We start from the raw sequence: 23025 nt of genomic DNA on the forward strand, positions 1-23025 counted from the left end.
TTTATCTGTTTATTTTCCTAAAAAGGTCATTAGCACTTATCCATCCCGCTTCTAGCCTAGGTCCAACAAACCAATCAGCACAAACTCCTAAATTAATTTTTGAATTCCAGTAACTTTTAATTTTTAAAGGTTTTGAATTTGATGAATACATCCATCCATGATTTAAAGAAAAAAGAACGTTGCTTTTTTTAATACCAGTAAGATCAAAAAATTTATTAATTAATATTTTTGAATTTAAATCTTTGTTTTCTTTATTTTTCAAAATTTTTTTATTTGCCCATATTGCTGTGCTTTGAAGTGTCCAAAATTCATAAATACTTTTAAATCTTAACTTACTATTTTCTCTAGCAGCCCAACCTAAAATTTGATCATCAAACAAAAAACTACTTATATTTTTTTTTGTTTTTTTCATTTTTATCATGACAGTAATATTTGCATCCATTTTTAATTTTTTTTTAATAAAAGAATGATTAATAAATTTTTTTGCTAATTTAAGTAATTGAGGATGTGGGCAAGTTAAAATTAGATTATCATAAAATTTATTATCACCATCAGAAAAGGTAAGTTTCCATTTGTTTTTATTATAATCAATTTTTTTTAATTCTTTTTGAAAATTACAATTAATTTTTTTTAATAAATACTTGCTAATATCGTTATTACCTTTTCTGCCAATTATTTTTTGATGGTTTTTATTTTCTTTTATCTTTTTATTTTGAAAAATATGCTGGCCCTTCCAATTTTTTAATATTTTTTTTGCTATGAGTTTTGTTGTGAATTTTTTAAACTCACTAGTCTTAGGGGAAATATATTGAACGCCATGATCAAAGCCTATTTTTTTATCTAACCTTTTAAATGATGATCTCCCACCAGGACCTCTTGCTTTGTCATAGAGGTCTACAGAGTGTTTTTTATTTAATAGATTTGAAATTGTAGCACCAGATATTCCAGATCCAATTACACAGTAAGTGCTCATTTACCTGCAACTGTCATTCCTTCTATCATCATAGTTGGTGAGTTAATGGAATATTCAAAATCTAAATCACTGGCTAAGGTTATATTTTTAAACATATCTTTGAAATTTCCTGCAATTGTTATCTCATTTACTGGAAATTTAAATTCGCCATTTTCAATTAGGAAGCCTGTTGCACCCACTGAATAATCTCCTGTAACCAAATTACTTCCATGGCCTATTGTTTCAGTTACATAAATATGTTTTGAATTACTTTTTAATAAATCTTCAAAACTAATATTTCCATTAACGAAATATAAATTTGTTGTACCACCAGATCTTCCATTTGATTTTAAGTTAAGTTTTTTTCCATTGTAAGTATCGACTAAATAATTTTTTAAAACACCATTTTGTACAAGATTTAGAGTATCTGATTTTACTCCCTCTGAATCAAAAATTTGAGACCCAACACCTTTGTTTATATCGGGTTTATCAATAACATTTATTGTTTCTGTAAATATTTGTTCATCGATTTTGTCCTTAAGAAAAGATGTTCCTCTAGAAATCGCAGATGACGATATGGCTCCAGCAAAAGCTCCCAACATCCCTTTTGCAATTCTTTTATCGAATATAATGCTTATTTTTTCACTTCCAATTTTATTTGGGCTTAATTTTCTTATAGTTTGTTCAGAAGCTTTTTGACCAAGTTCTTTTGCGCCCTTAATGTCAGATAAATGACGTTTGCTTGTAAATTCATAGTCTCTTTCCATACTATTTTCATCTTTAGCAACAGTAACACAAGATGCACTAAATGAAGATGATTTGTATCCATCACAAAATCCATCACTATTTGCTAAAATAAAGTTAGATTTATTTTCAGTAAAACTAGACTCTGTATTTATGATTTTTTCTTCTGAAGACGCAACGCTCTCAAGTTCTTTTAAATATTCAATTTTTTTTTCATTATCAAAGTGTGTTTCATCATATAAATTTAAATTTTTAATTTCTTTAGCTAAAAGATCTTTATCTGGTAAAGAATTAAATTCATCTTCAGGAGTATTTTTGGTGGTTTCAAAACATTTTTCTATTAATGTTTTAATATTATCATCTAATAAGTTTGACGAAGAAATTGATGATCTTTTTTTTCCCAAATAAGTCTCAATGCTTATTGCTAATCCATCTGATCTATTAGACTCGTCTAAAGTATTATTTCTAAAATTTACAGTTTCAGAAATTGAATGACCTACTGTTACACTTGATCCAGTTGCACCTAATTTTTTAGCTAAATCTAAGCAAAATGATGCTTTTGATCTTAAATATTCTTGATCCTTAACCATAATTTAAAGTTTGGTCCCACCAACTGTCATTTTGTCAATTAAGATTGAAGGTTGAGCAACTCCAACTGGAACACCTTGTCCAGCTTTACCACAAGTTCCAATACCAGGATCTAACATCATGTCATTTCCAACCATAGAAACTTCTTTTAAAATTGAAGGACCATCTCCAATTAGTGTAGCTCCCTTTATTGGTGAACCAATCTTTCCATTATTAATTTCATATGCCTCAGTACAATTAAAGACAAATTTTCCAGATGTAATATCAACTTGTCCTCCTCCAAAACTTACTGCAAAAATTCCTTTGTCTACTGATTTGATCATTTCTTCTTGAGTTCGGTTTCCACTCAACATCATTGTATTTCTCATTCTTGGCAAAACAACGTGTCTATAATTTTCTCTTCTTCCTGAGCCAGTGGATTTGGTATTCATCAATCTAGCATTTAATCTATCTTGCATAAAATTCTTTAATATCCCATTTTCAATCAATACTGTTTTTTCTGTCGGTGTACCTTCGTCATCAATAGTTAAGCTACCTCTTCTATTATCAATTGTTCCATCATCAACAATCGTAACTCCATCACTGGCAACTTTTTGACCCATAAGATCATGAAATGCAGAAGTTTTTTTTCTATTAAAGTCTCCCTCTAAACCATGCCCAATAGCTTCATGAATTAAAATCGCTGGCCATCCAGGCCCTAAAACAACTTTCATTTCTCCTGCTGGAGCAGGTTTACTCTCTAAATTTACTGAGGCAATTCTAAAAGCTTCTTCACATACATTTTTCCAATTATCATTTTTTAAATATTCATCATAAGATTGTCTTCCACCTATTCCGTAAACGCCAGTTTCTTTTCTTCCATCTTTTTCTAGCATCACAGATACATTAAATCTAATTAATGGCCGAACATCTGTTAATACTTCACCACCTGATCTTATAATTTCAATAGATTTTTGTTCACCTGTAAAACTCGTTGTAACTTGTTTTACCGATTGATCTTTTTTTCTTAAATACTCATTTACTTTATTTAATACTTCTAATTTCGAATTTAATGTTTTTTGCTCTATAGGATTAATATCCTGATAAAATTTTTTATTAGATCTTGAAATATCTTGATTGTAAGTACCTTTCATAGATTTCAGTGTAGATTTTAAATTTTCAGAAGATTTTTTTAATGAATCTTTTGATATTTCATTAGAGTGAGAATATGCAACAACCTCTCCTGTAATTGCTCTAAATCCAAAACCTAAATCTGAACTATAGCTTGAGCTTTTAATTTTATTATCATCTAATAAAATAGATTCGGATTTAGTGTCCTCCAAATATAGCTCACCATCATCACAATTTTGTAATGTATCGGATACTATTGAATCAGCATCTTTTATTGTTAAATCAGATTTGTTAAAAAAATTACTCACAGGATTTAGATAGTGCTTTATAATTAATTTTCAACTAATCATTTGGCACATTTACATGCTTACTTTTGAGGTTAATATAATCTTTTATGAAAGTATATTTTAATAATTCTTGTAAAATTTGCAGATCAGAAATCAATATGTATAAAAAAGAAAATATTGAAGATATCGATTGGATAGATATTACGGATAACAAAGAAGCAGAAAAAGAAACTTCTAAAAATGACAAAGAACTTTTAAGAAGATTGCACATTAAAGAAAACGATCAAGTAATTGAAGGTGCAGAAGCTTTCCTTTATGTCTGGAAAAGAATACCAAAATATAAATTTTTATATAGTTTTTTCAAACTTCCTATCATCTTTACAATTTTTAAATATGGATATGAAATAGTTGCGTATTTTTTGTATTTGAAAAATAAAAAACAATTAAAAAATTAATTAAGAAAAAATATCAAAATTTGACTCAATAAAGACATTGAGAGTACAAACATAATTAAAACTACAGAATACATAAGAGTAATAATTTTATTTCTTTTTCTTCTTAATCTTACAAAATTTTTGTCATCCAAATCTGATATATCTCTTTCTCCATCAACTTCATAATCATAACTCCATCTCCAAGTTGATTGTCCTAACCTTTCGTCTTGACTATTAAAATATCTGATCCAAGCAAGAATATAACTTAACAGAGCATATAAAATCGCCATCGCAATTATTCCATAAAACATAACTAATAATACTTAAATTAAACGTAATAATTAATTGTTATTTTTGGCTCTTTTTCTTGCAATTAATTGAGTTAAAGAATCCACCATCGTGTCTGAAGCTTTAAATATTTCATTATTTTTAAATTCATGAGAGATGTTTTTCTCAGGATTAGTTTTATCTTCAATGACTATACCTTCATCAGGAGAATTATTTTTAATATAAATTAATAATAACCATTCCTCATCAGGAGCTTCATCCCACTTAACAAATATCTCACCTGTTTCAAATCTTCTATCGATACATCGAAAAATAGACATATGTCTTGTAATGTGTCTTTTGTTTAATTGGAAAACCAAACTACTGGCACTCCTATAAAAGCTTTCAAGAGCAAACTCAATTTTTTGCCTTGCTAAAGTATATTCTTTTTCTTTCCTTAATAATGTTTCTCTATCTTCATCACCTTGAATTTTAACTCCTAAAGCCTCTACTCTCTCTCTTATTTTTTGATCTCTTATTATTCGATATTTCTCTTTTAACTTTTCAATTCTTTGTTGAAGCCCCGCATAGTCTTCTCTTTTTTCTTTTAATGAAATTTTTTCTAATTTTTCTAATTCTTTAACTTCCCTTACTCTAAATTTTTCAATCTGTTTTTCTAATTTTAATTGTTGTAAAAATTTCTTCTGCTTTTCAGCCTGTTCAATTCTTAACAACGCCTGTTCTTTTCTTAAAAATAACTTAATTTCTTTTGTTCTTTGTTTCTCTAGCCTAATTTCTTCTTTCAATACCTGTTCATTTAGTTTTATTTTTAATTCTTGTTCTTTCTGCTTCTCTTGCTGTAAGGCTAATTTTTCCTTTCTTTCTTGTTCCTGTTTTTCAAGTTTAATTCTTCTCTGCTCATCTTTTTTAAGAAGTTTATAATTATTAATTGTTTCAGATATTTTATCGAAAAATGCTTGGATATACTTTTCTATATTAATATTTATTCTGAATTTAAATTCAGGTTTAAGTGAATTTTGAAAATTAATTATTTTTAAAAGGAAACTTTTTTCTTTGGGTTTTTTGATAATTATTTTTTTTGTTTTAACTTTTAAATTATTTTTTTTTTTAGTTTTAATTTTATTTCCTTTATTTATTTTAGGTTTTATTTTTTTTACTTTAGAAATTTTTTTAGATCTTTTGAATTTTAACTGAGATTTTTTTTTACTTTTTTTAATAGATTTATTTTGTTTTTTTTTTATTTTTTTCATTGACAGGAATTTATTATTTATCAATAAATTATTGATAAATATAGTCTCTTGTAACAGGTGTAGAGGTATAGTTTTTAGTTAGCTGAAATTGATATACAACTTGATCTCCCCATTTAAAAGCCATTTCACAACCTGCTAAATAAAATTCCCACATTCTAAAAAAACGCTCGTCAAACATACTAATAATTTTATCTTTATTATTTATACAATTTTCCTTCCAATGCCTTAACGTATGAGAATAATGCATCCTTAATACCTCAATATCAGCCACTATTAAGCCGGCTTTTTCAATTGGGGTAGTTACTTCACTTAAGCTGGGTGTATAACCACCTGGAAATATATATTTTGTTATCCATGGATGAGGGTCTCTTGGAGGATTTACTGATCCAATTGTATGAATTAAAGAAACTCCATCATCTTTAAGAAGTTTTTCAACCTGCGAGAAAAATTTTTTATAAAATTTTCTCCCCACGTGTTCAAACATTCCAACACTTACAATCCTGTCAAATTTTTCATCGAGCTCCCTATAATCCATTAACCTAAATCTTAATTGATTTTCTAAATTAAGTTCTTTAGCTTTTTGTTTACAATATTTTAATTGATTTTCTGATAATGTAACTCCAGTTACTTCACAATTAGCTGATTTTGCAATATCAACTGCTAAAGATCCCCATCCACATCCAATATCAAGAACTTTTTGGTTTGGCTTTATATTTAATTTCTTAATTATGTGTTGAATTTTATTATTTTGGGCATCCTCTAAAGTATCATTTTCATTTTTAAAATAAGCACATGAATATTGTCTTTTAGGATCTAAAAATAAATCATAAAGTTCATCTTTGATATCATAGTGATGTGAAACATTCATTTTGGATTTTTTGATAAAATTGAAATTTGTTAGATATCTATATGACCCCCTCAATCTATTAATTAAATAACTAAAAAAATTTAATTCTCCTCTTCCAAAATTCATCAAAGATAAATCTAAAAAATCTGTAAGACTTCCATTCTCAATGACTATATCTCCATCAGTATAAGCTTCTCCAAAATATAGGTCAGGATGAAGTAAAAGTTTATAATGGAGATTTTTATTTAATATTTTTACTTTTATAGGATTTTCGCTCTCAGGATTTCCAATGATATAATTTTTTGAGTTTGCATCAACTAAAATAAAACCATCTTTCTTAAAAACACTATTTAAGAACCGTGCTAATTGCATTTTAAGCTGCCATTGATGATTTTAGAGAAAAATTACATTTTTCTAGATTACTTAAAAGATCGCTTTCTTCATCTTTATTCAAAATTCTTAAAGGTGGAAGTAAATTTTTATAGGAACTGTCTTTATGTTTATAAAAAGTATGTAGTCCAGAAATTAAATTATATTTTTCAAATGTCTCTCTTACATCACATAATTTGGTATTTACCTCTTGTTCTTTTCCTTCTTTAAAATCATCATATACTTTTCGAGCAAGTTTTGACGTTGCGTTACATGTTGCTGTGATTATTCCTGAAGAACCTAATTCTAGTCCTTTCAATAATTTTGATTCTGAACCTGGCATAACAGAAAAATTATCTATCTTTAAATTTTCAAAAAGATTATATGAACTATCCTTAACACCAACTATTTGATCTGGAAAATTTTTGGCTAATTTTTCAACACATTCTACACTGAATTTATATCCACAAAGTTTTTCAAAATTATATAATACAATCTTAGCATTTGGGATTGTCTCGACGATTTTAGAGTAAAAATTAAAAACATCTTCATCACTATATTTATAAAATGCAGGTGGCATAATTAAAAAATTTTCTAAATTTAATGAAGTTGCAACTCTCATTAAATTTATTGTTTCTCCTAAAGAATTTAACCCTGTACCAATAATAAAATTATCTTTGTATTTATTAGTTGATATTTTATTTAGGAGTTTAATTTTCTCAGCAACTGGAATCAACTGAGCTTGTCCTGTACTTCCAAAAATTGCAGCTCCATGGCAACCATTTTCAATCACCATTTCAGAATGCTCAATTGTTTTATCAATGTTTAATGTCAAATCGTCATTTAACACAGACATTGATGCAGCATAAATGCCTTTTAATAAACTCATATATTTTTTAAAAGAATATAATAATTTAAAAAAAATGAATAAAAAAGTAAACTTAATTATTGGATCGGGTGTATTAGGAGCATATCTATCAGCAGAACTTTTAAAGAAAAAAGAAAAAGTAGTTGTAACTTCAAGGATATTAAATAAAAAATTTACTAATTATGAATATTTGAAATTACAAAAAAAAGTTGATTTTGAAAAACTAAATACAAATAATAAGAAAGAAATTAATCAAATTTTAAATAAATATAATCCTAAAAAAATTTTTTATTTTAGTGGACAAAGCTCAATTCCAAAAAGTATCAAATTAAAAAAAGCAACTTTTTCATCTCATTATGTTGGAACTAAAAATTTCTTAGATATTTTAAAAAAAGAAAAGTCAGATACAAAATTTTTTAAAGCAAACTCTGGATATATATTTTCACCAAAAAAAGGACTGGTCAATCTCAACTGCAAATACTCAACAAACAAAAATCCATATATCCAAACGCAGAAAGAGGTATTCAAGTTAATAAAAAATTATAGAAAATATAAGTTAAATTTATTTAACCTAGTATTTATGCAGATTGAATCACCTTTAAGACCTGATGATTTTTTTATCAAAAAAATTTGCTTAGCTGCAAGACATAAAAGAAAAATCGAAGTTGGCAATATAAATACATTTAGGGATTACTCATGGATAACAGAAGTTGTAAAATTAATAGTAAAAGTATCAAATCTTAAAAGTAAGGATTTAATTATTTCATCAGGAATAAAATTATCTGGGAAAGAAATATTAAAAACAGCTTATTATTTAAACAAACTTGATTATAAAAAATATTTCTCAATAAATAAAAAGTATTTTAGAAAACAAGAAAACAAATTATTGTCTAGCGATAGCAGAAACTCTTTATTATTAAAAAAAAAATTCAATTTTAAATTTAATATTGTTGGTAAAAAGCTTGTAAGAAAAATGTATAATTCTCTATGAAAACAGGAATATATTTAAGCTATTCTGGACTAGGGGCAAATTTAATTCATCTTGCGTACTGCCATCAAGTAGCGAAAAAATATGGCCCAGTTACAATTATCACACTTTGTAAAAATTTAAAAGAGGCACTAGCTGATGATCCTTTAATTGAAAATGTATTTTATTTAGATAAATTTACTAAAAAATTTTTTGACATATTTAAACTTAGTAAAATTTTAAGAAAATTTAATTTTGAAAATTTATTAATTTTTTACCCAAGTTTAAGAGTTTATCTTGCAGCAAAAATTGCAGGTATAAAAAATATTTATTCTTATAAATTTTATAAAAAAAAAAATTTACATTTAATTAAGACAGCTAAATTATTTACTGAAAAAATACTAAATATCAAAAATTCTCCAACAGAAACAAAATTTTATGTTAAGAAAGAAAGATTAGAGAAAATTAAATCTGAAATAAAAAATGATTATTTTAAAATAGTGCTTGGTGTGGGATCTTCTGGACCAACAACAAGATGGGGTTCAAAAAATTTTTCTAATTTAATAAACAATTTAAATAAAACAGGAAAATATTTTTTTCTAATTTTATGCGGTCCAAATGAAAAAGAAATTGAAAATGAAATTGCTTCAAATTTAGAAAATGATAATTTTATGACATTAAGTGATAAAAAAATTTATGATGTTTTGCCCTATTTATGTGCTTCAGACATGTATGTAGGTAACGACTCTTTTGGCTCTCACGTAATTTCTCAATCAGGCAAAAAAAGTATTGTATTTTTATTAGATGCTCCAAAAGCTTACACTGATTATAGTAAAAACCATTTTAGGTTAGTGCCTGATGGGTACAATATTGAGGAAATAACACATGGTACAAATGCAGATCCAAATCTTATTTCTGTAGAAAGAGTAATTGAAACAATAAATAAATTAAAAAATTAGCTAATATCATTCATAACAATTTCTTTAGCCTCATTTACTAAGGTAGATAACCTAGAAGTTTCAGGCGAGATATCTGGATGAATTTTTTTTTGTATTTTGATGTAGGCTTTATTTACATCCTCTTTAGTTAAATTTTTTGAGGGGCTTAAATTAAGTATACGGTATGCTTCTTCAGTAGACATTGTATTTAAATTTGAAGCAGTATTGTTGAAAGAAAATCTTCCTGAATTTCTCAAAGTTTGGATCAATCTATATAGGGAAATTAATTGAAAAATAGACATACCTTTCAATTTTAAAAGAGCAAGACTCGCAAGAGTAAATGGCAAAGTAAGTAAAAATTTACCTCCAATTGCAAATAAAACTGCAAATATAATTAAGATTATAAATAAAAATACTCTTAAACCTTTAGAAATTTTTTTTGACGCAACTCGAGTGAAAATTCTTAATAAAAAATATAAACCAACTAAAATTAATAATGTATAAATAATAAAATTCATATATTTCCAATTAATAATGAAAGTACCATATCTAAAAAAAAAACCAGAGTTAAAATCTTGTCACAATACTGAATGGGAAGATAATTATAGCTGGATACATCAAGAAAATATTTTAGAGGTTCTACAGGATAAAACTAAACTCCTACCAGAGGTTAAAAAATATTTAGAAGATGAAAATAATTACACTGAATATCATTTGAGAAATACAAAAGATGTACAAAAAAAATTATTTGATGAAATTAAAGGAAGAATAAAATTAGATGATGAAAGCTTACCTTTTAAAGATCATTCATATGAGTATTGGACAAAAACAACTGCTAAAGGGAACTATTCAATAAAACTAAGAAAAAAAATTGGTTCATCAGAAATTGAAGAAATTTGGAATGGAGATAAAGAAAAAGAAAAATTAAATGTTGAATATTTCGGTGTTGGAGATCTAGAAGTTAGCAATAATGATCAATATCTTGGATACTCATTAGATACCAAGGGCTCAGAATATTATACAATTTATATAAGAAATATTAATAATAATGAAATAATTTCAAAAGAAATCAAAGAAACATCAGGAAGTATAATTTTCAGCTTAGATGATAAGTATCTTTTTTATTCAAAGTTAGATGAAAATCATAGAGCTAGAAAAATTTATAGACACAAAATTGGAGATTTTGAAAGTGAAGATGAACTAATCTTTGAGGAAAAAAGTGAAGCTTTCACTGTTAGTATTGGATTAAGTTCTGATGAGAAATATTATTTCATAAATACTTCGGATCATAATACGTCAGAGCAATATTACTTTCATGTTAATGAAGTAAAACCAAATCCAAAATTAATAATCAAACGAGAAAAGGGAATTCTTTATTCTATAAATTCATGGGATGGAAAATTTTATAATCATACAAATAAAGATGCAGAGGATTTTAAAATAGATATTTCAGAAACTTTAGAAAATCAGAATTGGGATACATTTATTCCTGCGAAAAAAGAAGTTTTAATTGGTGGACTTTCATTTTTAAATAACTGGATAATTAGATCCGAAACATCAGAAGCCATGGATAAACTATTTGTTATTGATGCTTCATCAAATAATGAAGAAGAATTAATTTTTTCTGACGAAAAAGTATGTGTTCCTGGTGTTTCATTAACGCAAAGAAATAGAGATACAGATGAGGTTTATGTTTCATACTCTTCACCTAAAACACCTTCAAGAGTTTACAAATACAATTTAAAAACTAAATCTAAAACACTTGTAAAAGAGCAAGAAATACCATCAGGCCATAATACAGATGATTATATAGTTGAAAGAATAGAGTTTAGATCCCATGACGGAAGAATGGTACCACTTACGATTACAAGACACAAAAATACAAAAATAGACGGAACAGCAAATTTGTTATTATACGGATACGGATCGTATGGTAGTTCGATGAGTCCAAGTTTTTCTTCTACAAGACTGAGCTTAATAAATAGAGATATTATTTGGGCGACTGCACACATTAGAGGTGGAATGGAAAAAGGAATGAAATGGTGGAAAGAGGGAAAGCTAACAAATAAAAAAAATACATTTGAAGATTATATTTATGCTGCAAAATATTTGATTGAAAATAACTACACCTCAAAAGGAAAAATTATTGGAATGGGTGGATCTGCAGGTGGTTTATTAATGGGAGCTGTTGTTAATCAGGCACCTGAATTATTTTTAGGTATAATTATGGCTGTTCCTTTTGTGGACTCATTAACAACAAATCTAGATCACTCTTTACCACTTACAGTTGGTGAATTTGATGAATTTGGTAATGCTAAAGAAAACAAAGAGCACTTTGATTACATATTTTCATATGCACCATATAATAACATAAAAAAAATGGATTATCCTCATATGCTAATAACAACTAGTTTAAGTGATAACAGGGTTTTGTTTGATGAACCTGCAAAATTTACAGCTAAACTTAGAGACTATAAAACTGATAATAATTTATTACTTCTCAAAACAGAAATGAATGCAGGTCATGGAGGTAAATCTGGAAGAGATGGAGCAATAGAAGAAATTGCACTCGACTATGCATTTGCATTAAAAATTTCAGAAAAAATTTAATTTTTCAGATATTGAAATCGTTTTAATCATACCTAAATATACAATGTAAGTCGCCTTATGGGGCTTGCATAAAATAAACTTGCTTAAAAAAGGAGGATATTATGACAAGTAAGGATCTATCTATATTTAACTCACTAAGACCTTTTTCAATTGGTTTTGACGATATGTTTGATCAATTTGAAAACATGTTGGGTAACGGAAGTTTGACAATGCAATCAAACTACCCTCCATACAACATCAGAAAAACTGGTAAGGATAATTATGCAATTGAAGTTGCATTAGCTGGTTTTAATAAAAATGATGTTGAGGTTGAGTTTGAAGATAATTTATTAACAGTAAGAACAAAACAAGTTGATAAATCTGAAAACAATGAAGTTAATGGAGAAATAATTCACAAAGGTATTTCTCAAAGACAATTTGCAAGATCATTCACTATAGCTGATGATGTAAAAGTTAACGGTGCTGAACTTAAAGATGGTCTTTTAACAATATCTTGTGAAAGAATTATACCAGAACACAAAAAGAAAAAACTTATAGAAATTAAATAAGTTTACCCTTACTTGCGAGGATTTATCCTCGCAGGTAAAATTTAAAAACATCCATTAGAAGCAAATCCAATTACTAACTGATCTGGATTAATCTCAAATCTTCTCTCACATGGAAAGCCATACTTCTTGGTATTATAAATAAAAATAAAATTACCCTTTTCATTTTCAAAATCTTCGTCAGGTTTTCCAAGTTCCATTTGTAATTTGCTAGATGATTGACCAATAAATTCACTCAATTTTTTATTTTCTTTTTCAATGGCTGCGTCTGTTTTTTGCTTAACTGTTTGGCAACCAGAAACAAATAAAAAGATAAAAAATATAGTGAATAAAGTTTTCAAATTTTTCATATGATTACATTATCATTACAATTAAGGCAGAAATATAAACTTATGGGTTGAATTTTGTGAATAAAATGGACTTATTCAAAGTATTATTCAACAGAATCAAATAATTATCTGACATTAGGAGGACAAATGCTTGATAATTATTTTAATTATAAAAAACACAAAACAGATTTTAAAACTGAAGTCATAGCAGGAACTACAACGTTCTTAACAATGGCTTATATAATGTTTTTAAATCCATTTATCTTATCGGGAGAATTCGCCGGACCCGAAAAAGGTTTCTTTGATTTCGGCGCGGTATATACAGCTACGATTTTAGCCACAGCTTTAGCATGTTTTATTATGGCTTTTTACGGAAAGACTTGGCCAATAGGACTTGCCCCCGGAATGGGTATAAACGCATTCGTTGCATTCGGTGTATGTGCAGGAATGGGATACTCACCTCAAGAAGCACTGGGCGCTGTATTGGTAGCAGGTGTATTATTCTTAATAATATCTTTAACGCCAATAAGAGCATGGCTAATTAACTCAATTCCAAAAAGTTTAAAATTAGGAATTGGTGCAGGTATAGGATTATTTTTAGCGATTATCGGATTACAAATTATGGAAGTAGTTGTAGATGATCCTGTCACTTTAGTTAAATTAGGTAATCTTGGAGATCCATTAGTTCTTTTAGGATGTGCTACTTTTATAGCAATAATTGTTTTAGAAAAAATGAATGTAAAAGGTAACATCATCATAGGGATATTGGTATTTAGTATCATTGCTTGGGCTGCAGGCCTTGCTAAATTTAATGGTTTAGCTAGTTCGCCTCCTCCAATGACATATCTTTTTGATTTTGATCTGTCTGCTGCAATGACTGCTAGTATGTCTACAGTAATCTTTACTTTATTGTTTATCGACTTCTTTGATACAGCTGGAACTTTAACTTCTGTTGCAAACGTTGCGGGTAAAGTTGGTAAAGATGGAAAAGTTCAAGATATCAATAAAGCAATGTTATCTGACAGTGTTGGAACAGTTGCGGGTGCAATGATGGGAACTACTACTGTAACAAGTTATGTTGAATCTGGTGCTGGTGTAAAAGCAGGTGGTAAAACAGGAATGACATCTCTTGTAATAGGTATTTTGTTTTTAGCATGTATCTTTTTTGCTCCTTTAGCAACTAGTTTACCTAAACAAATTGATGGTGCAGCTCTACTTTTTGTGTCTGTTCTTTTTGTAAGAAATATTACAGATATTGAGTGGAACGATATTTCTGAGTCTGCTCCTGCAATACTTGCAATGATAGCAATGCCGTTAACATATAGTATTAGTAATGGAATTGCCCTAGCATTTGTTTCTTACGCATTAATTAAAATATTTACTGGAAAGTTTTCAAGCACTTCTCCAGCAATATGGGTAGTTGCAATACTTAGTGTTGTAAGTTTTGCTGTAAGTTAAATAAGATCTTAACAGGGCTAGTTTACTAGCCCTGTTAACTAATTTCTTTTAATTAATTCTTCAATAGATAATTCTTCGTAATGTTCAGTTGGCTGAACAATCCATGGATCAGAATCTAGTCTTACAGGACAGAAATCTGGTTCGAAAGTTGATGATTTTTTTTTCCAAAGACACGCAGTTTTAACTTCTTTTATAAAATCTTTTGTTTGAGGATAATTTTTTAACCACTCAATACTTTTATTTAAAGTTAAACCGGTATCAGAAAGATCATCTATCAATAAAACTTTACTAAAATCCTCGTTATTAGCTAATGAGCTTATTTCTCTAGCAAACATGAGTTCACCTTGCTTATCTTCCATTCCTTCGCCTGAATAACTTTGAATAACAATGTAGGCTATTGGTAATTTTAAAATCCTCGATAAGATATCAAGGATCGGTGCAGCACCTCTCATAATACCAATTAAAACTGTAGGTCTGTATTCCTTGTGAATTTGTATTGCCAGTTTCTCAACAATTTTTGTATATTCATCAAAAGAGATTATGAGTTTGTCAGCCATGAAGTTTAGTATCATAAGTAAAAAAATTTAAAAAGGAGAAATGATGAAGGTTTACTGGATTGCTTTGTATAAAAAGATAGATAGCCAAGAAAATATTAAAAAATATGGAGCTAAAGTTACAGATATAATCAAAAATTATGGGGGTGTACCACTTGTAAGAGGAGGAAAGTTTAATACTTTAGAAGGAGAAACTTACCCAAGAACAGTAATCTGGGAATTTCCTAGTTATGAAAAAGCTATGGAGTGTCATGACTCTAAAGAATATCAAGAAGGTTGGGCCCTCGCAAAAGATACTACCGAAAGAAACTTACAGATAGTCGAGGCTTTTAATATTGAATAGGCTCAGGATCTATACTTCTCCAAAGATACCATGTGGCTACAGAACAATATGGGGAAAATCTTTTTTGCAATAAATTTACATAGCTTTCTGGTGGAAGATATTTTTTATTATAATTTTTTGAAATAGCTCTTAGAAGTCCTATATCTTGTACAGGCCATATATTGGGACGATTATAGGTAAATAATAAAATCATTTCAGCTGACCATCTTCCTATTTGTCTTAGTTTAGATAAATAAATAATTGCTTCTTCATCAGACATACCTGGAATAACTTTAGGATTAAATGTTTTATTTAATACTTGTTCTGCTAAACTTTTTATACCCTTAACTTTTTGTCTGCTTAATCCACAGCTCTTTAATTGAGAGCTTGATAATTTATTCACTGTTTTTGCATTAATTTTGTTTTTACATTTTTTTTTAAACTTTAAAAAAACTGAGTTAGCAGCAGCTACACTAATTTGTTGACCAATTATACTTTTACAAAGAGAAAAGAAAACATCTTGCCTTGATGTAAGAACAGTTTCTGATGGTGACTTATATTTTTTAATCAAAAAAGACATTGTTTTATCTTTTTTTGATAAATACTTTTTTGCTTTATTCCAATATGATGGGGTTTTATTCATGACGTGAAACGGATAGTTTTTTTTTCAAATACATTTCTCTTCTAAATATAATTATAGATGAAACAATAACTAATAAAGCACCTAACAAAGTTTTAGAAGTTGGTATTTCATTCCAAATAAAATATCCAAATATTATTGCGAAAACTAATCCAAGATATTTTAGAGGAGAAACCAAACTAACTTCTGAATATTTATAAGATTGTGATAGCCATAAATTTGCAAGACCACCTAATATACCAACCATTGATAGCAAAAATAAATCAAATAAACTTGGCAAGATCCATCCCTGATAAAACGAGAAAAAACTTAGAAGCATTATCGAGAATGAAAAGAAAAAACTGATCAACCAGGCAGGTTCCGTTGATGATAATTTTCTTATAGCAATTGCTACATAGGAAAGACCTAAACAAAAAATAATTGGATAAATATAATACACATTTAAAGCACTAAATCCTGGCTCTGTAATGAATATTATTCCTAAAAATCCAACTATCACAGCCATCCATCTATATAAACCAACTTTTTCATTTAATAAAAAAATTGAAAAAATTGTAATAAAAATTGGTGCGGCAAAGGAAATACTTACAACAGTTGCCAAAGGTAAATTTCTAAGTGCAACAAATATAGAAACTAAAGCTATAAGTCCCGCTAAGCATCTTTTAAAATGAAGCACAGGTCGCGTTGTTTTATAGAAATCAAAATACCGATCTTTAGGGATAAGGAATAAAATTGGGATTATTCCACAAAAGCCTCTAAAAAACAAAACTTGCCCAACTGGATAATCATCAGACCATTTAACAATTAAATCCATCAGCGAGAAAGCGCATACAGATATAAACATATAAAAAAAGCCCAATTGATTTTTTGACAACATGTGATTAACTTAGATTAATTAAGGTATTTATCAATGGAAATAGCAATTTTAGGTTTAGGATGTTTTTGGGGACCAGAAATAAAGTTCAACAAACTTGATGGTGTTGCAAAGACAGAAGTAGGATATTGTGGAGGTAACTCTGACAAAACAAATTATAAAGAAGTTTGTTCTGGTACAACCAATCATGCTGAAGTAGTTAAGTTAGAATTTGATCCAAATATAATTTCTTACGAAAATATTCTTGAACATTTTTTTAAATTTCATGACCCCACTACATTAAATTCTCAAGGTCCTGACTTTGGAACTCAGTATAGAAGTGAAATTTTTTATACAAACGATGATCAAAAAACTATTGCACAAAAGATGGTAGAAAAAGAAAATATTAAACTATCTGGCAAAGTAGTAACAAAAATTTCATTAACTAAAAACTATTGTACAGCAGAAGAGTATCACCAAAAGTATCTAGAAAAAAGATAGTATGTCATTGGTTGATACAGATTGGCTAGAGAAAAATCTCGACAAAGTGAAGATAATTGATTGTTCTTGGCATATGCCTGCTGAAAATAGAAATGCTCAAGATGAATTTGATAAAGAACATATCCCAAATGCTATTTTTTTTGATTTAGATAAAAATTCAAAACAAAACACAGACCTTCCTCATATGCTTCCAAGCTTAGTGGCTTGGAATGAAATAATTTCAGACTTAGGAATTTCAAATGATGATCAAATTGTAATTTATGATAATTCAAATGTTATAAGTTCATGCAGGGGTTGGTATAATTTTATTTATTTTGGTCATGATCCAAAATTAGTAAGTGTCCTTGATGGTGGTTTTAAAAAATGGAAAAGTGAAAATAAAAAGACCTCAAATATTTCAACAAATTTAAATAAATCTAACTATGAAGGTAATGAATTATCTAAACTCGTAAAAAATAAAGTCTTAATTGATCAAAATATTTCTAAAAAAGAATTCAAAGTAGTAGATGCGCGAAGCAGAGAAAGATTTGAAGGTAAAGCTCCAGATCCAAGAAAAAATGTAAGAAGTGGTTCTATTCCAAATTCGGTATGTTTACCTTTTGTAGAGGTAATAAATGAAAATAAGACTTTTAAAAACAAAGAGGATTTAAATAAATTATTTCAAGAAATATCAAAAAATTTTGAGGAAAATTTAATTTTTTCTTGCGGATCTGGTGTTACTGCATGTGTTTTAGCGCTTGCATATTCTTTAGTTAATACTAAATATCTCCCAACCATTTATGACGGATCTTGGTCAGAATATGGAAGAATTTAAATTATGAAAACATCAACTAAAATCACGAGTATAATCGTCATCTTCTTTTTAATTATTGCCATAGTGATTATTGGCAGAACAATGATTGGAAATCATTTTAAGAAAAAATTTAGTAAAAGACCTCCTCCTGGAATAATAGTAACCACAACACAAGAGAGAACTTTTGAAAATATTATAAGTACATACGGAACAGCAGCACCAGTTAAAACTCAGTCATTTAAGGTTGAAAAGTATGAGATATTAAAGCCGATAGATTTTAATAAAAAAGTTAAAAAAGGCGATGTTGTTGCTAATCTTAAGAATAGAAAAATTATTGCTCAGTTTGATGGAGTTATTGGAAAAAGAGAATTTTCTGAAGATTTAGAAGTATCAAAATCTTCTTTATTAATTAATTTAGAAGATACTAGCTCGCTATATTGTGATGTAGATATACCAGAAATTTTTGTACCATTTATAAAAGTTGGTTTACCAGTTGATATAAAATTTTCTGGATACAAAAATAAAATTTACAAAGGTAAAGTTGATTCTTTTGCAAGCAGAATAAGTGAAGACACAAGATCATTAGCTACAAGAATAAAGATGGATAATAAATCTGGAGAAATATTACCAGGTTCATTTTTGGAAATTTCAATTAAATACAATGTTAGAGATGGTTTAAGTGCACCTGATACAAGCACAATAGTCGAGGGTGAAAATATATTTATTTATAAAGTGGATGAGAAAAATAAAGTAATGAAAACAAATGTGACTATTGGTGATAGATATTTAGGATTTGTAGAAATTTTAGATGGATTAAATAAAGGAGATAAAATTGTTGCTGAGGGCACAAAAAAAGTAAGGCCAAATTTAACCATCAGACCTATAGAAAAAGGTGCAAAGAAAAAACAAGGAAATTCTGGTTGGGGTAAAAAAAAGGAATCTAAAAAAGCTGAAGAAAAAAAAGGTAAATTTGATTGGTTAAAAAATATTTTTAAAAAATCTGAAAAAGAAAAAAAATAATTAAATGTATATAACCGAAGTTAGTATTAAACGACCTGTTGTTGCTTGGGTAATGTCTTTAATTCTAATTATTTTTGGAATATTTGTTTTTGCGGAGCTACCAGTTCGAGAACTTCCAGATGGAATACAGCCTCCAGTAGTTCAAGTTCAAACAGATTATAAATCAGCGTCAGCGGAGATTGTTGATGAAGAAATAACTCAAAAACTTGAAGATGTAATAGGTGGTGCAGAAGGTATCAAAAACATAGACTCTAGTTCTTTAAATGGAAGAAGTAGAATTAACATACAATTTAATACAGATATTGATTTAGACGATGCAGCGAATGATATTAGAGAAAGAGTTGCTCGTGTTGTTGATAATTTACCTAGCGAGTCTAATCCACCCCAAATTCTAAAACAAGCAGCAGGTTTCACAACTACTATGTGGGTAGCTCTCACATCACCTACATGGGATGATCTTGATCTTGGAGATTATGCTGAAAGGTATCTAATAGATGCTTTTTCAAGTGTTCCAAATGTTGGAAGGATCTTAGTTGGTGGACTGAGAGAGCTTAGTGTTAGAGTTTGGATAGACCCTATTAAATTAGCAGCCAATAACCTTACAATTCAAGAGGTTGAGAGAGCTTTAAGAAATGAAAATCTTAATATTCCTGCTGGTACATTAGAAGCAAATAATAAAGATTTAACTTTAAATATAGATAAGTCTTATTCAAATATAGATACCATAAAACAACTTCCTCTTAGAAAAAATAAAGACAAAGTAGTCATACTTTCTGATGTTGCAAATATAGAATTTGGACCTGTTTCAGAGAAAACTTTATTCAAAGCACAAAGTAAAAATGCACTTAACTTAAAAACTGTAGGTATTGGTATATATGCTAAAAGCGGTGCTTCAACAGTAGAGTTATCAAATCAAATTAAAGCTAAAATAAAAGAATTAAATAAATCGCTCCCAGATGGACTAAATTTAGAAATAGCATTTAATAGAGCAACATACATTGGTGCTGCAATCGAAGAAGTTTACAAAAGTTTAATTATTGCTTTTGTTTTGGTAGTTTTAATCATTTATCTTTTTCTTGGTAATCTTAAAGCAGTTATTGTACCTGCAGTAGCTTTGCCTGTAAGTTTAATTGGTTCATTTCTTGGATTATATATTTTTGATCTATCTATAAATATTTTTGTATTATTAAGTTTTATTCTAGCAATAGGAATAATTACTGACGACTCAGTCATTATGACTGATGCTATTTATATAAGAATAGAAAATGGTGAAACACCATTAGTTGCTGCCTATAAAGGTTCAAAACAAATTACCTTTGCTATCATTGCAACAACTTTAATTTTAGTTGCAGTATTCTTGCCGCTGATTTTCATAAAAGGAATATCTGGGACATTATTTAAAGAGACCGCAATTGCATTATCATTTTCAATTATTGTATCATCATTTGTTGCACTAACTCTTTCACCTATGCTGGGAAGTAAATTTTTAAATAAAAAAGAAAAAATTAATTTCTTAGTTAAAAAATTTAATAATTCATTTAAATCTTTTACTGGGTTTTATATTGATTCACTTAAATATTGGATAAATAAGCAGAAAACAATTTCAATATTTATTATTTTTATTATTTTAACATCTGCATATCTATTTAATTTTTCAAAAAAAGAGTTACTACCTATAGAAGATAGAGGGTCTTATTTAATTATAGGATCAACAGATGAGGGTAGTTCATTTGAGTACACTCAAGAAAAAGCTCAAATAATAGAAGGTAGAATACTAAAACTGTTACAAGCAGAAGATAGCCCATATCAAAGACTAATCATGAGAGTTCCTGGCTTTGGAAGATCCGCAACATCTTATAACTCGTTCATTATTATTGCTTTGCTTGATGAATGGGAAAATAGAGAAAAAAATAGTCAAACTGTATTAAGAGAGGCTATTGGACAAGTGGTTTCTGTTCCAGAAACTTTTGCATTTCCAATATCTCCACAAGGAATAAGAGTTTCGAGTTACAATAAACCAGTTCAAATGGTTATTTATGGTTCAAGTTATGAGGAGTTAGAGGAAATACAAAATAATGTTCTTAGAGAATTAAGAAAAAATAGAAACATGTCTAGAATTGAGAGTGATTACACGAAAAACAAACCTGAAGTAAAATTAATTACTAACAAAAATAGAGCTAAAGACTTAGGAGTATCTACTGAGAATATTGGAAGAACTCTTGAAACACTATATGGTGGAAAAAGAGTTACTTCATTTAGTAAGGAAGGTAGAGAATATCCAATTATTTTACAGCAATACTTGGCTGATAGACGTGATCAAGACGGTCTATCAAAAATATTTGTAAGATCAGAAACTACAGGAAAATTGGTTTCTGTCGCAAGTCTTGTAGAATTTGAGGAAAAAGGAACTGCTGAAGTATTACCAAGATATAATCGACAAAGAGCAGTTACAATTTCAGCTGCACTATCAGAAAATTACACTCTAACTGAAGCTGTTAAATATTTAGAAGATGTAATGTTAAAAGTTGCACCTCAGAACCAAATTACTTGGAAAGGAAAATCAGAAGAACTAAAAGAAACTACAAATGAAATATATTTAATTTTTGCTTTAGCTTTATTGACTGCTTATCTGGTAATGGCAGCAACATTCAATTCTTTTATACACCCTTTCATAATTATTTTGACAGTTCCTTTAGCCGTATTTGGTGGTCTAGTATTTATTTTATTCTTAAATAGTTCAGTAAATATATTTTCACAAATTGCCTTAATCATTCTTATTGGTATTTCTACTAAGAATAGTATTTTAATAGTCGATTATGCTAATCAAATAAGAACAGAAGGTGTTAAAATTCAAGAAGCAGTATTGAGAGCTTGTAAACTAAGAATTAGACCTATCATAATGACATCATTAAGTACCATGATTGCAATGATACCTTTGGTTGTTGGAAATATAGGTCCTGGTGCTGGAGAGGGATCAAGATTAGCAGTTGGCGCAACCATTTTAGGTGGAATGATTATTTCAACATTCTTCACTCTATATGTAACCCCTACAATGTATTTAGCATTAGCAAAAAATACTAAGCGGATTGATGCCGTAGATATAGAGCTAAAAAAACAATTAAATTAAAAAACAATATACTTACTTGTAGTTAATTTATTTTTACAATCTGATAATTGTTTTTTATAAATATTAGACTGTTTTTCTACTCTTTTGGCTAACTTAATAACCTTGTTATTTTTTTTATAATTTTTGTAATTCCCCCACCCCTCATGGTATGCAACATATTGTCTAAACGCATCTTTCTTTGAAACTTTTAAAATTTTCTCAGTTTTGTTTGTATACCAGCCAATAAAATCAACGCTGTCTTTAAATCTTGTTCTTGTTGCAAATTTATTTCCTGTTTCTTCTTTATATTGTTTCCAAGTACCTTTGACTGCTTGCGAGTATCCAAAAGAACTAGAAGGTCTTTTGTAAGGTATAACTTTAAATATTTTTTGTCTTGGAGGTTTTGCCAACCTATCAAAGCTAGATTCCATCTTTATTATAGCTAATTGTAAATACACAGGTGTACCCCACTTTGCTTCTGCTTTTTTAGCATGCTTATACCAAAGGTATCTTTCATTAAATATTGAGCAACCATCTGCGGTATTAGATGGAATTGATGAGCAAGCAGAAAGTAAAATAAAATTAAATAACAGAAAAAAATTTTTATATTTTTGAAAAAAATATTTCATTAATCTAGTAGTTTTATTTATCA

Annotated in this window: 24 protein-coding genes; 11 read left to right on the plus strand and 13 right to left on the minus strand. The window is 28.4% G+C overall.

Features of this window, described 5'->3' with window-relative positions; all coding sequences use genetic code 11:
* Nucleotide 1 precedes the first annotated feature (1 nt).
* Genes ACTTAX_RS04570 through tldD form a run of 3 tightly spaced genes read right to left on the minus strand, consistent with a single transcriptional unit; the run spans nt 2 to nt 3702 of the window.
* Entirely contained in the window at nt 2–973 is a 972-nt protein-coding gene (locus ACTTAX_RS04570) for an NAD(P)-binding protein (protein ID WP_440693221.1), read from the minus strand.
* A complete protein-coding gene (locus tag ACTTAX_RS04575; protein WP_440693223.1) occupies nt 970–2286 on the minus strand; it encodes a TldD/PmbA family protein in 1317 nt (438 codons plus the stop codon). Before ACTTAX_RS04575 ends, ACTTAX_RS04570 begins: the two co-directional genes overlap by 4 nt.
* A 3-nt stretch (nt 2287–2289) precedes the next feature.
* The gene (tldD, locus tag ACTTAX_RS04580; protein WP_440693226.1) at nt 2290–3702 is read right to left on the minus strand and encodes a metalloprotease TldD; all 1413 of its coding nucleotides are present in this window, start codon (nt 3700–3702) and stop codon (nt 2290–2292) included.
* Nucleotides 3703–3788: 86 nt separating this feature from the next.
* Here tldD and ACTTAX_RS04585 point away from each other — a divergent pair, with 86 nt between their 5' ends.
* On the plus strand, nt 3789–4136 hold the full coding sequence (locus tag ACTTAX_RS04585; protein ID WP_440650911.1) for a DCC1-like thiol-disulfide oxidoreductase family protein: 348 nt from the start codon (nt 3789–3791) through the stop codon (nt 4134–4136).
* Here the strand turns inward: ACTTAX_RS04585 and ACTTAX_RS04590 are convergent.
* From ACTTAX_RS04590 to ACTTAX_RS04605, 4 genes are read right to left on the minus strand one after another with little or no spacing between them, the layout of a single operon-like run.
* Nucleotides 4133–4426 carry a hypothetical protein gene (locus tag ACTTAX_RS04590; RefSeq protein ID WP_440693228.1) on the minus strand — a complete coding sequence of 98 codons (294 nt, stop codon included), beginning with the start codon at nt 4424–4426 and terminating at the stop codon, nt 4133–4135. The two genes, ACTTAX_RS04585 and ACTTAX_RS04590, sit on opposite strands and share 4 nt — an antisense overlap.
* A gap of 30 nt (nt 4427–4456) precedes the next feature.
* The gene (locus ACTTAX_RS04595) at nt 4457–5653 is read right to left on the minus strand and encodes a hypothetical protein (protein WP_440693229.1); all 1197 of its coding nucleotides are present in this window, start codon (nt 5651–5653) and stop codon (nt 4457–4459) included.
* A 28-nt stretch (nt 5654–5681) separates the two neighbouring features.
* Nucleotides 5682–6872, minus strand: a complete 1191-nt coding sequence (locus ACTTAX_RS04600) for a class I SAM-dependent methyltransferase (protein ID WP_440693231.1) — start codon at nt 6870–6872, stop codon at nt 5682–5684.
* 1 nt (nt 6873) lies between these two features.
* Nucleotides 6874–7758: a dihydrodipicolinate synthase family protein gene (locus ACTTAX_RS04605; protein WP_440693233.1), complete on the minus strand. Its 885-nt coding sequence runs from the start codon at nt 7756–7758 to the stop codon at nt 6874–6876.
* 34 nt (nt 7759–7792) lie between these two features.
* Here ACTTAX_RS04605 and ACTTAX_RS04610 point away from each other — a divergent pair, with 34 nt between their 5' ends.
* Together ACTTAX_RS04610 and ACTTAX_RS04615 are read left to right on the plus strand one after the other, a co-directional pair.
* Nucleotides 7793–8728, plus strand: coding sequence for a GDP-mannose 4,6-dehydratase (locus ACTTAX_RS04610; protein ID WP_440693234.1), 936 nt, complete (start codon nt 7793–7795; stop codon nt 8726–8728).
* A complete protein-coding gene (locus ACTTAX_RS04615) occupies nt 8725–9663 on the plus strand; it encodes a glycosyltransferase family 9 protein (protein WP_440693236.1) in 939 nt (312 codons plus the stop codon). The genes ACTTAX_RS04610 and ACTTAX_RS04615 overlap by 4 nt, the downstream gene beginning before the upstream one ends.
* Here ACTTAX_RS04615 and ACTTAX_RS04620 read toward each other — a convergent pair.
* Complete coding sequence (locus tag ACTTAX_RS04620) at nt 9660–10160, minus strand: J domain-containing protein (protein WP_440693238.1); 501 nt, start codon at nt 10158–10160, stop codon at nt 9660–9662. The two genes, ACTTAX_RS04615 and ACTTAX_RS04620, sit on opposite strands and share 4 nt — an antisense overlap.
* 16 nt (nt 10161–10176) lie before the next feature.
* Between ACTTAX_RS04620 and ACTTAX_RS04625 the strand changes: the two genes are divergently transcribed.
* Nucleotides 10177–12252, plus strand: a complete 2076-nt coding sequence (locus ACTTAX_RS04625) for a S9 family peptidase (protein ID WP_440693239.1) — start codon at nt 10177–10179, stop codon at nt 12250–12252.
* A gap of 101 nt (nt 12253–12353) precedes the next feature.
* A complete protein-coding gene (locus ACTTAX_RS04630; RefSeq protein WP_440633045.1) occupies nt 12354–12800 on the plus strand; it encodes an Hsp20 family protein in 447 nt (148 codons plus the stop codon).
* A 41-nt stretch (nt 12801–12841) separates the two neighbouring features.
* On the opposite strand, the gene ACTTAX_RS04635 is transcribed toward ACTTAX_RS04630, so the two are convergent.
* Complete coding sequence (locus ACTTAX_RS04635) at nt 12842–13147, minus strand: hypothetical protein (RefSeq protein ID WP_440693241.1); 306 nt, start codon at nt 13145–13147, stop codon at nt 12842–12844.
* Between the two features lie 126 nt (nt 13148–13273).
* On the opposite strand from ACTTAX_RS04635, the gene ACTTAX_RS04640 reads away from it, so the two are divergent.
* Nucleotides 13274–14584, plus strand: coding sequence for an NCS2 family permease (locus ACTTAX_RS04640; protein ID WP_440693243.1), 1311 nt, complete (start codon nt 13274–13276; stop codon nt 14582–14584).
* A 38-nt stretch (nt 14585–14622) separates the two neighbouring features.
* Here ACTTAX_RS04640 and ACTTAX_RS04645 read toward each other — a convergent pair whose 3' ends face one another.
* Entirely contained in the window at nt 14623–15156 is a 534-nt protein-coding gene (locus ACTTAX_RS04645; RefSeq protein WP_440693244.1) for a phosphoribosyltransferase, read from the minus strand.
* A gap of 28 nt (nt 15157–15184) precedes the next feature.
* Between ACTTAX_RS04645 and ACTTAX_RS04650 the strand changes: the two genes are divergently transcribed.
* Complete coding sequence (locus ACTTAX_RS04650) at nt 15185–15481, plus strand: DUF1330 domain-containing protein (RefSeq protein ID WP_440693755.1); 297 nt, start codon at nt 15185–15187, stop codon at nt 15479–15481.
* Here ACTTAX_RS04650 and ACTTAX_RS04655 read toward each other — a convergent pair.
* Complete coding sequence (locus tag ACTTAX_RS04655) at nt 15468–16103, minus strand: DNA-3-methyladenine glycosylase family protein (protein WP_440693246.1); 636 nt, start codon at nt 16101–16103, stop codon at nt 15468–15470. The genes ACTTAX_RS04650 and ACTTAX_RS04655 overlap by 14 nt on opposite strands.
* Nucleotides 16096–16977, minus strand: a complete 882-nt coding sequence (locus ACTTAX_RS04660; RefSeq protein WP_440693247.1) for a DMT family transporter — start codon at nt 16975–16977, stop codon at nt 16096–16098. Before ACTTAX_RS04660 ends, ACTTAX_RS04655 begins: the two co-directional genes overlap by 8 nt.
* Nucleotides 16978–17010: 33 nt before the next feature.
* Here ACTTAX_RS04660 and msrA point away from each other — a divergent pair, with 33 nt between their 5' ends.
* Genes msrA through ACTTAX_RS04680 form a run of 4 tightly spaced genes read left to right on the plus strand, consistent with a single transcriptional unit; the run spans nt 17011 to nt 22394 of the window.
* A complete protein-coding gene (gene msrA / locus ACTTAX_RS04665) occupies nt 17011–17454 on the plus strand; it encodes a peptide-methionine (S)-S-oxide reductase MsrA (RefSeq protein WP_440693249.1) in 444 nt (147 codons plus the stop codon).
* A 1-nt stretch (nt 17455) separates the two neighbouring features.
* Nucleotides 17456–18268 carry a rhodanese-like domain-containing protein gene (locus ACTTAX_RS04670; protein WP_440693251.1) on the plus strand — a complete coding sequence of 271 codons (813 nt, stop codon included), beginning with the start codon at nt 17456–17458 and terminating at the stop codon, nt 18266–18268.
* Between the two features lie 3 nt (nt 18269–18271).
* The gene (locus ACTTAX_RS04675; protein ID WP_440693252.1) at nt 18272–19267 is read left to right on the plus strand and encodes an efflux RND transporter periplasmic adaptor subunit; all 996 of its coding nucleotides are present in this window, start codon (nt 18272–18274) and stop codon (nt 19265–19267) included.
* A 4-nt stretch (nt 19268–19271) separates the two neighbouring features.
* Nucleotides 19272–22394: an efflux RND transporter permease subunit gene (locus tag ACTTAX_RS04680; protein WP_440693253.1), complete on the plus strand. Its 3123-nt coding sequence runs from the start codon at nt 19272–19274 to the stop codon at nt 22392–22394.
* Here ACTTAX_RS04680 and ACTTAX_RS04685 read toward each other — a convergent pair.
* Entirely contained in the window at nt 22391–23002 is a 612-nt protein-coding gene (locus ACTTAX_RS04685) for a transglycosylase SLT domain-containing protein (protein WP_440693255.1), read from the minus strand. The genes ACTTAX_RS04680 and ACTTAX_RS04685 overlap by 4 nt on opposite strands.
* Between the last annotated feature and the right edge of the window lie 23 nt (nt 23003–23025).

Origin of the sequence: Candidatus Pelagibacter sp. HIMB1695, assembly GCF_052047655.1 — a bacterium.
Classification (GTDB): domain Bacteria; phylum Pseudomonadota; class Alphaproteobacteria; order Pelagibacterales; family Pelagibacteraceae; genus Pelagibacter.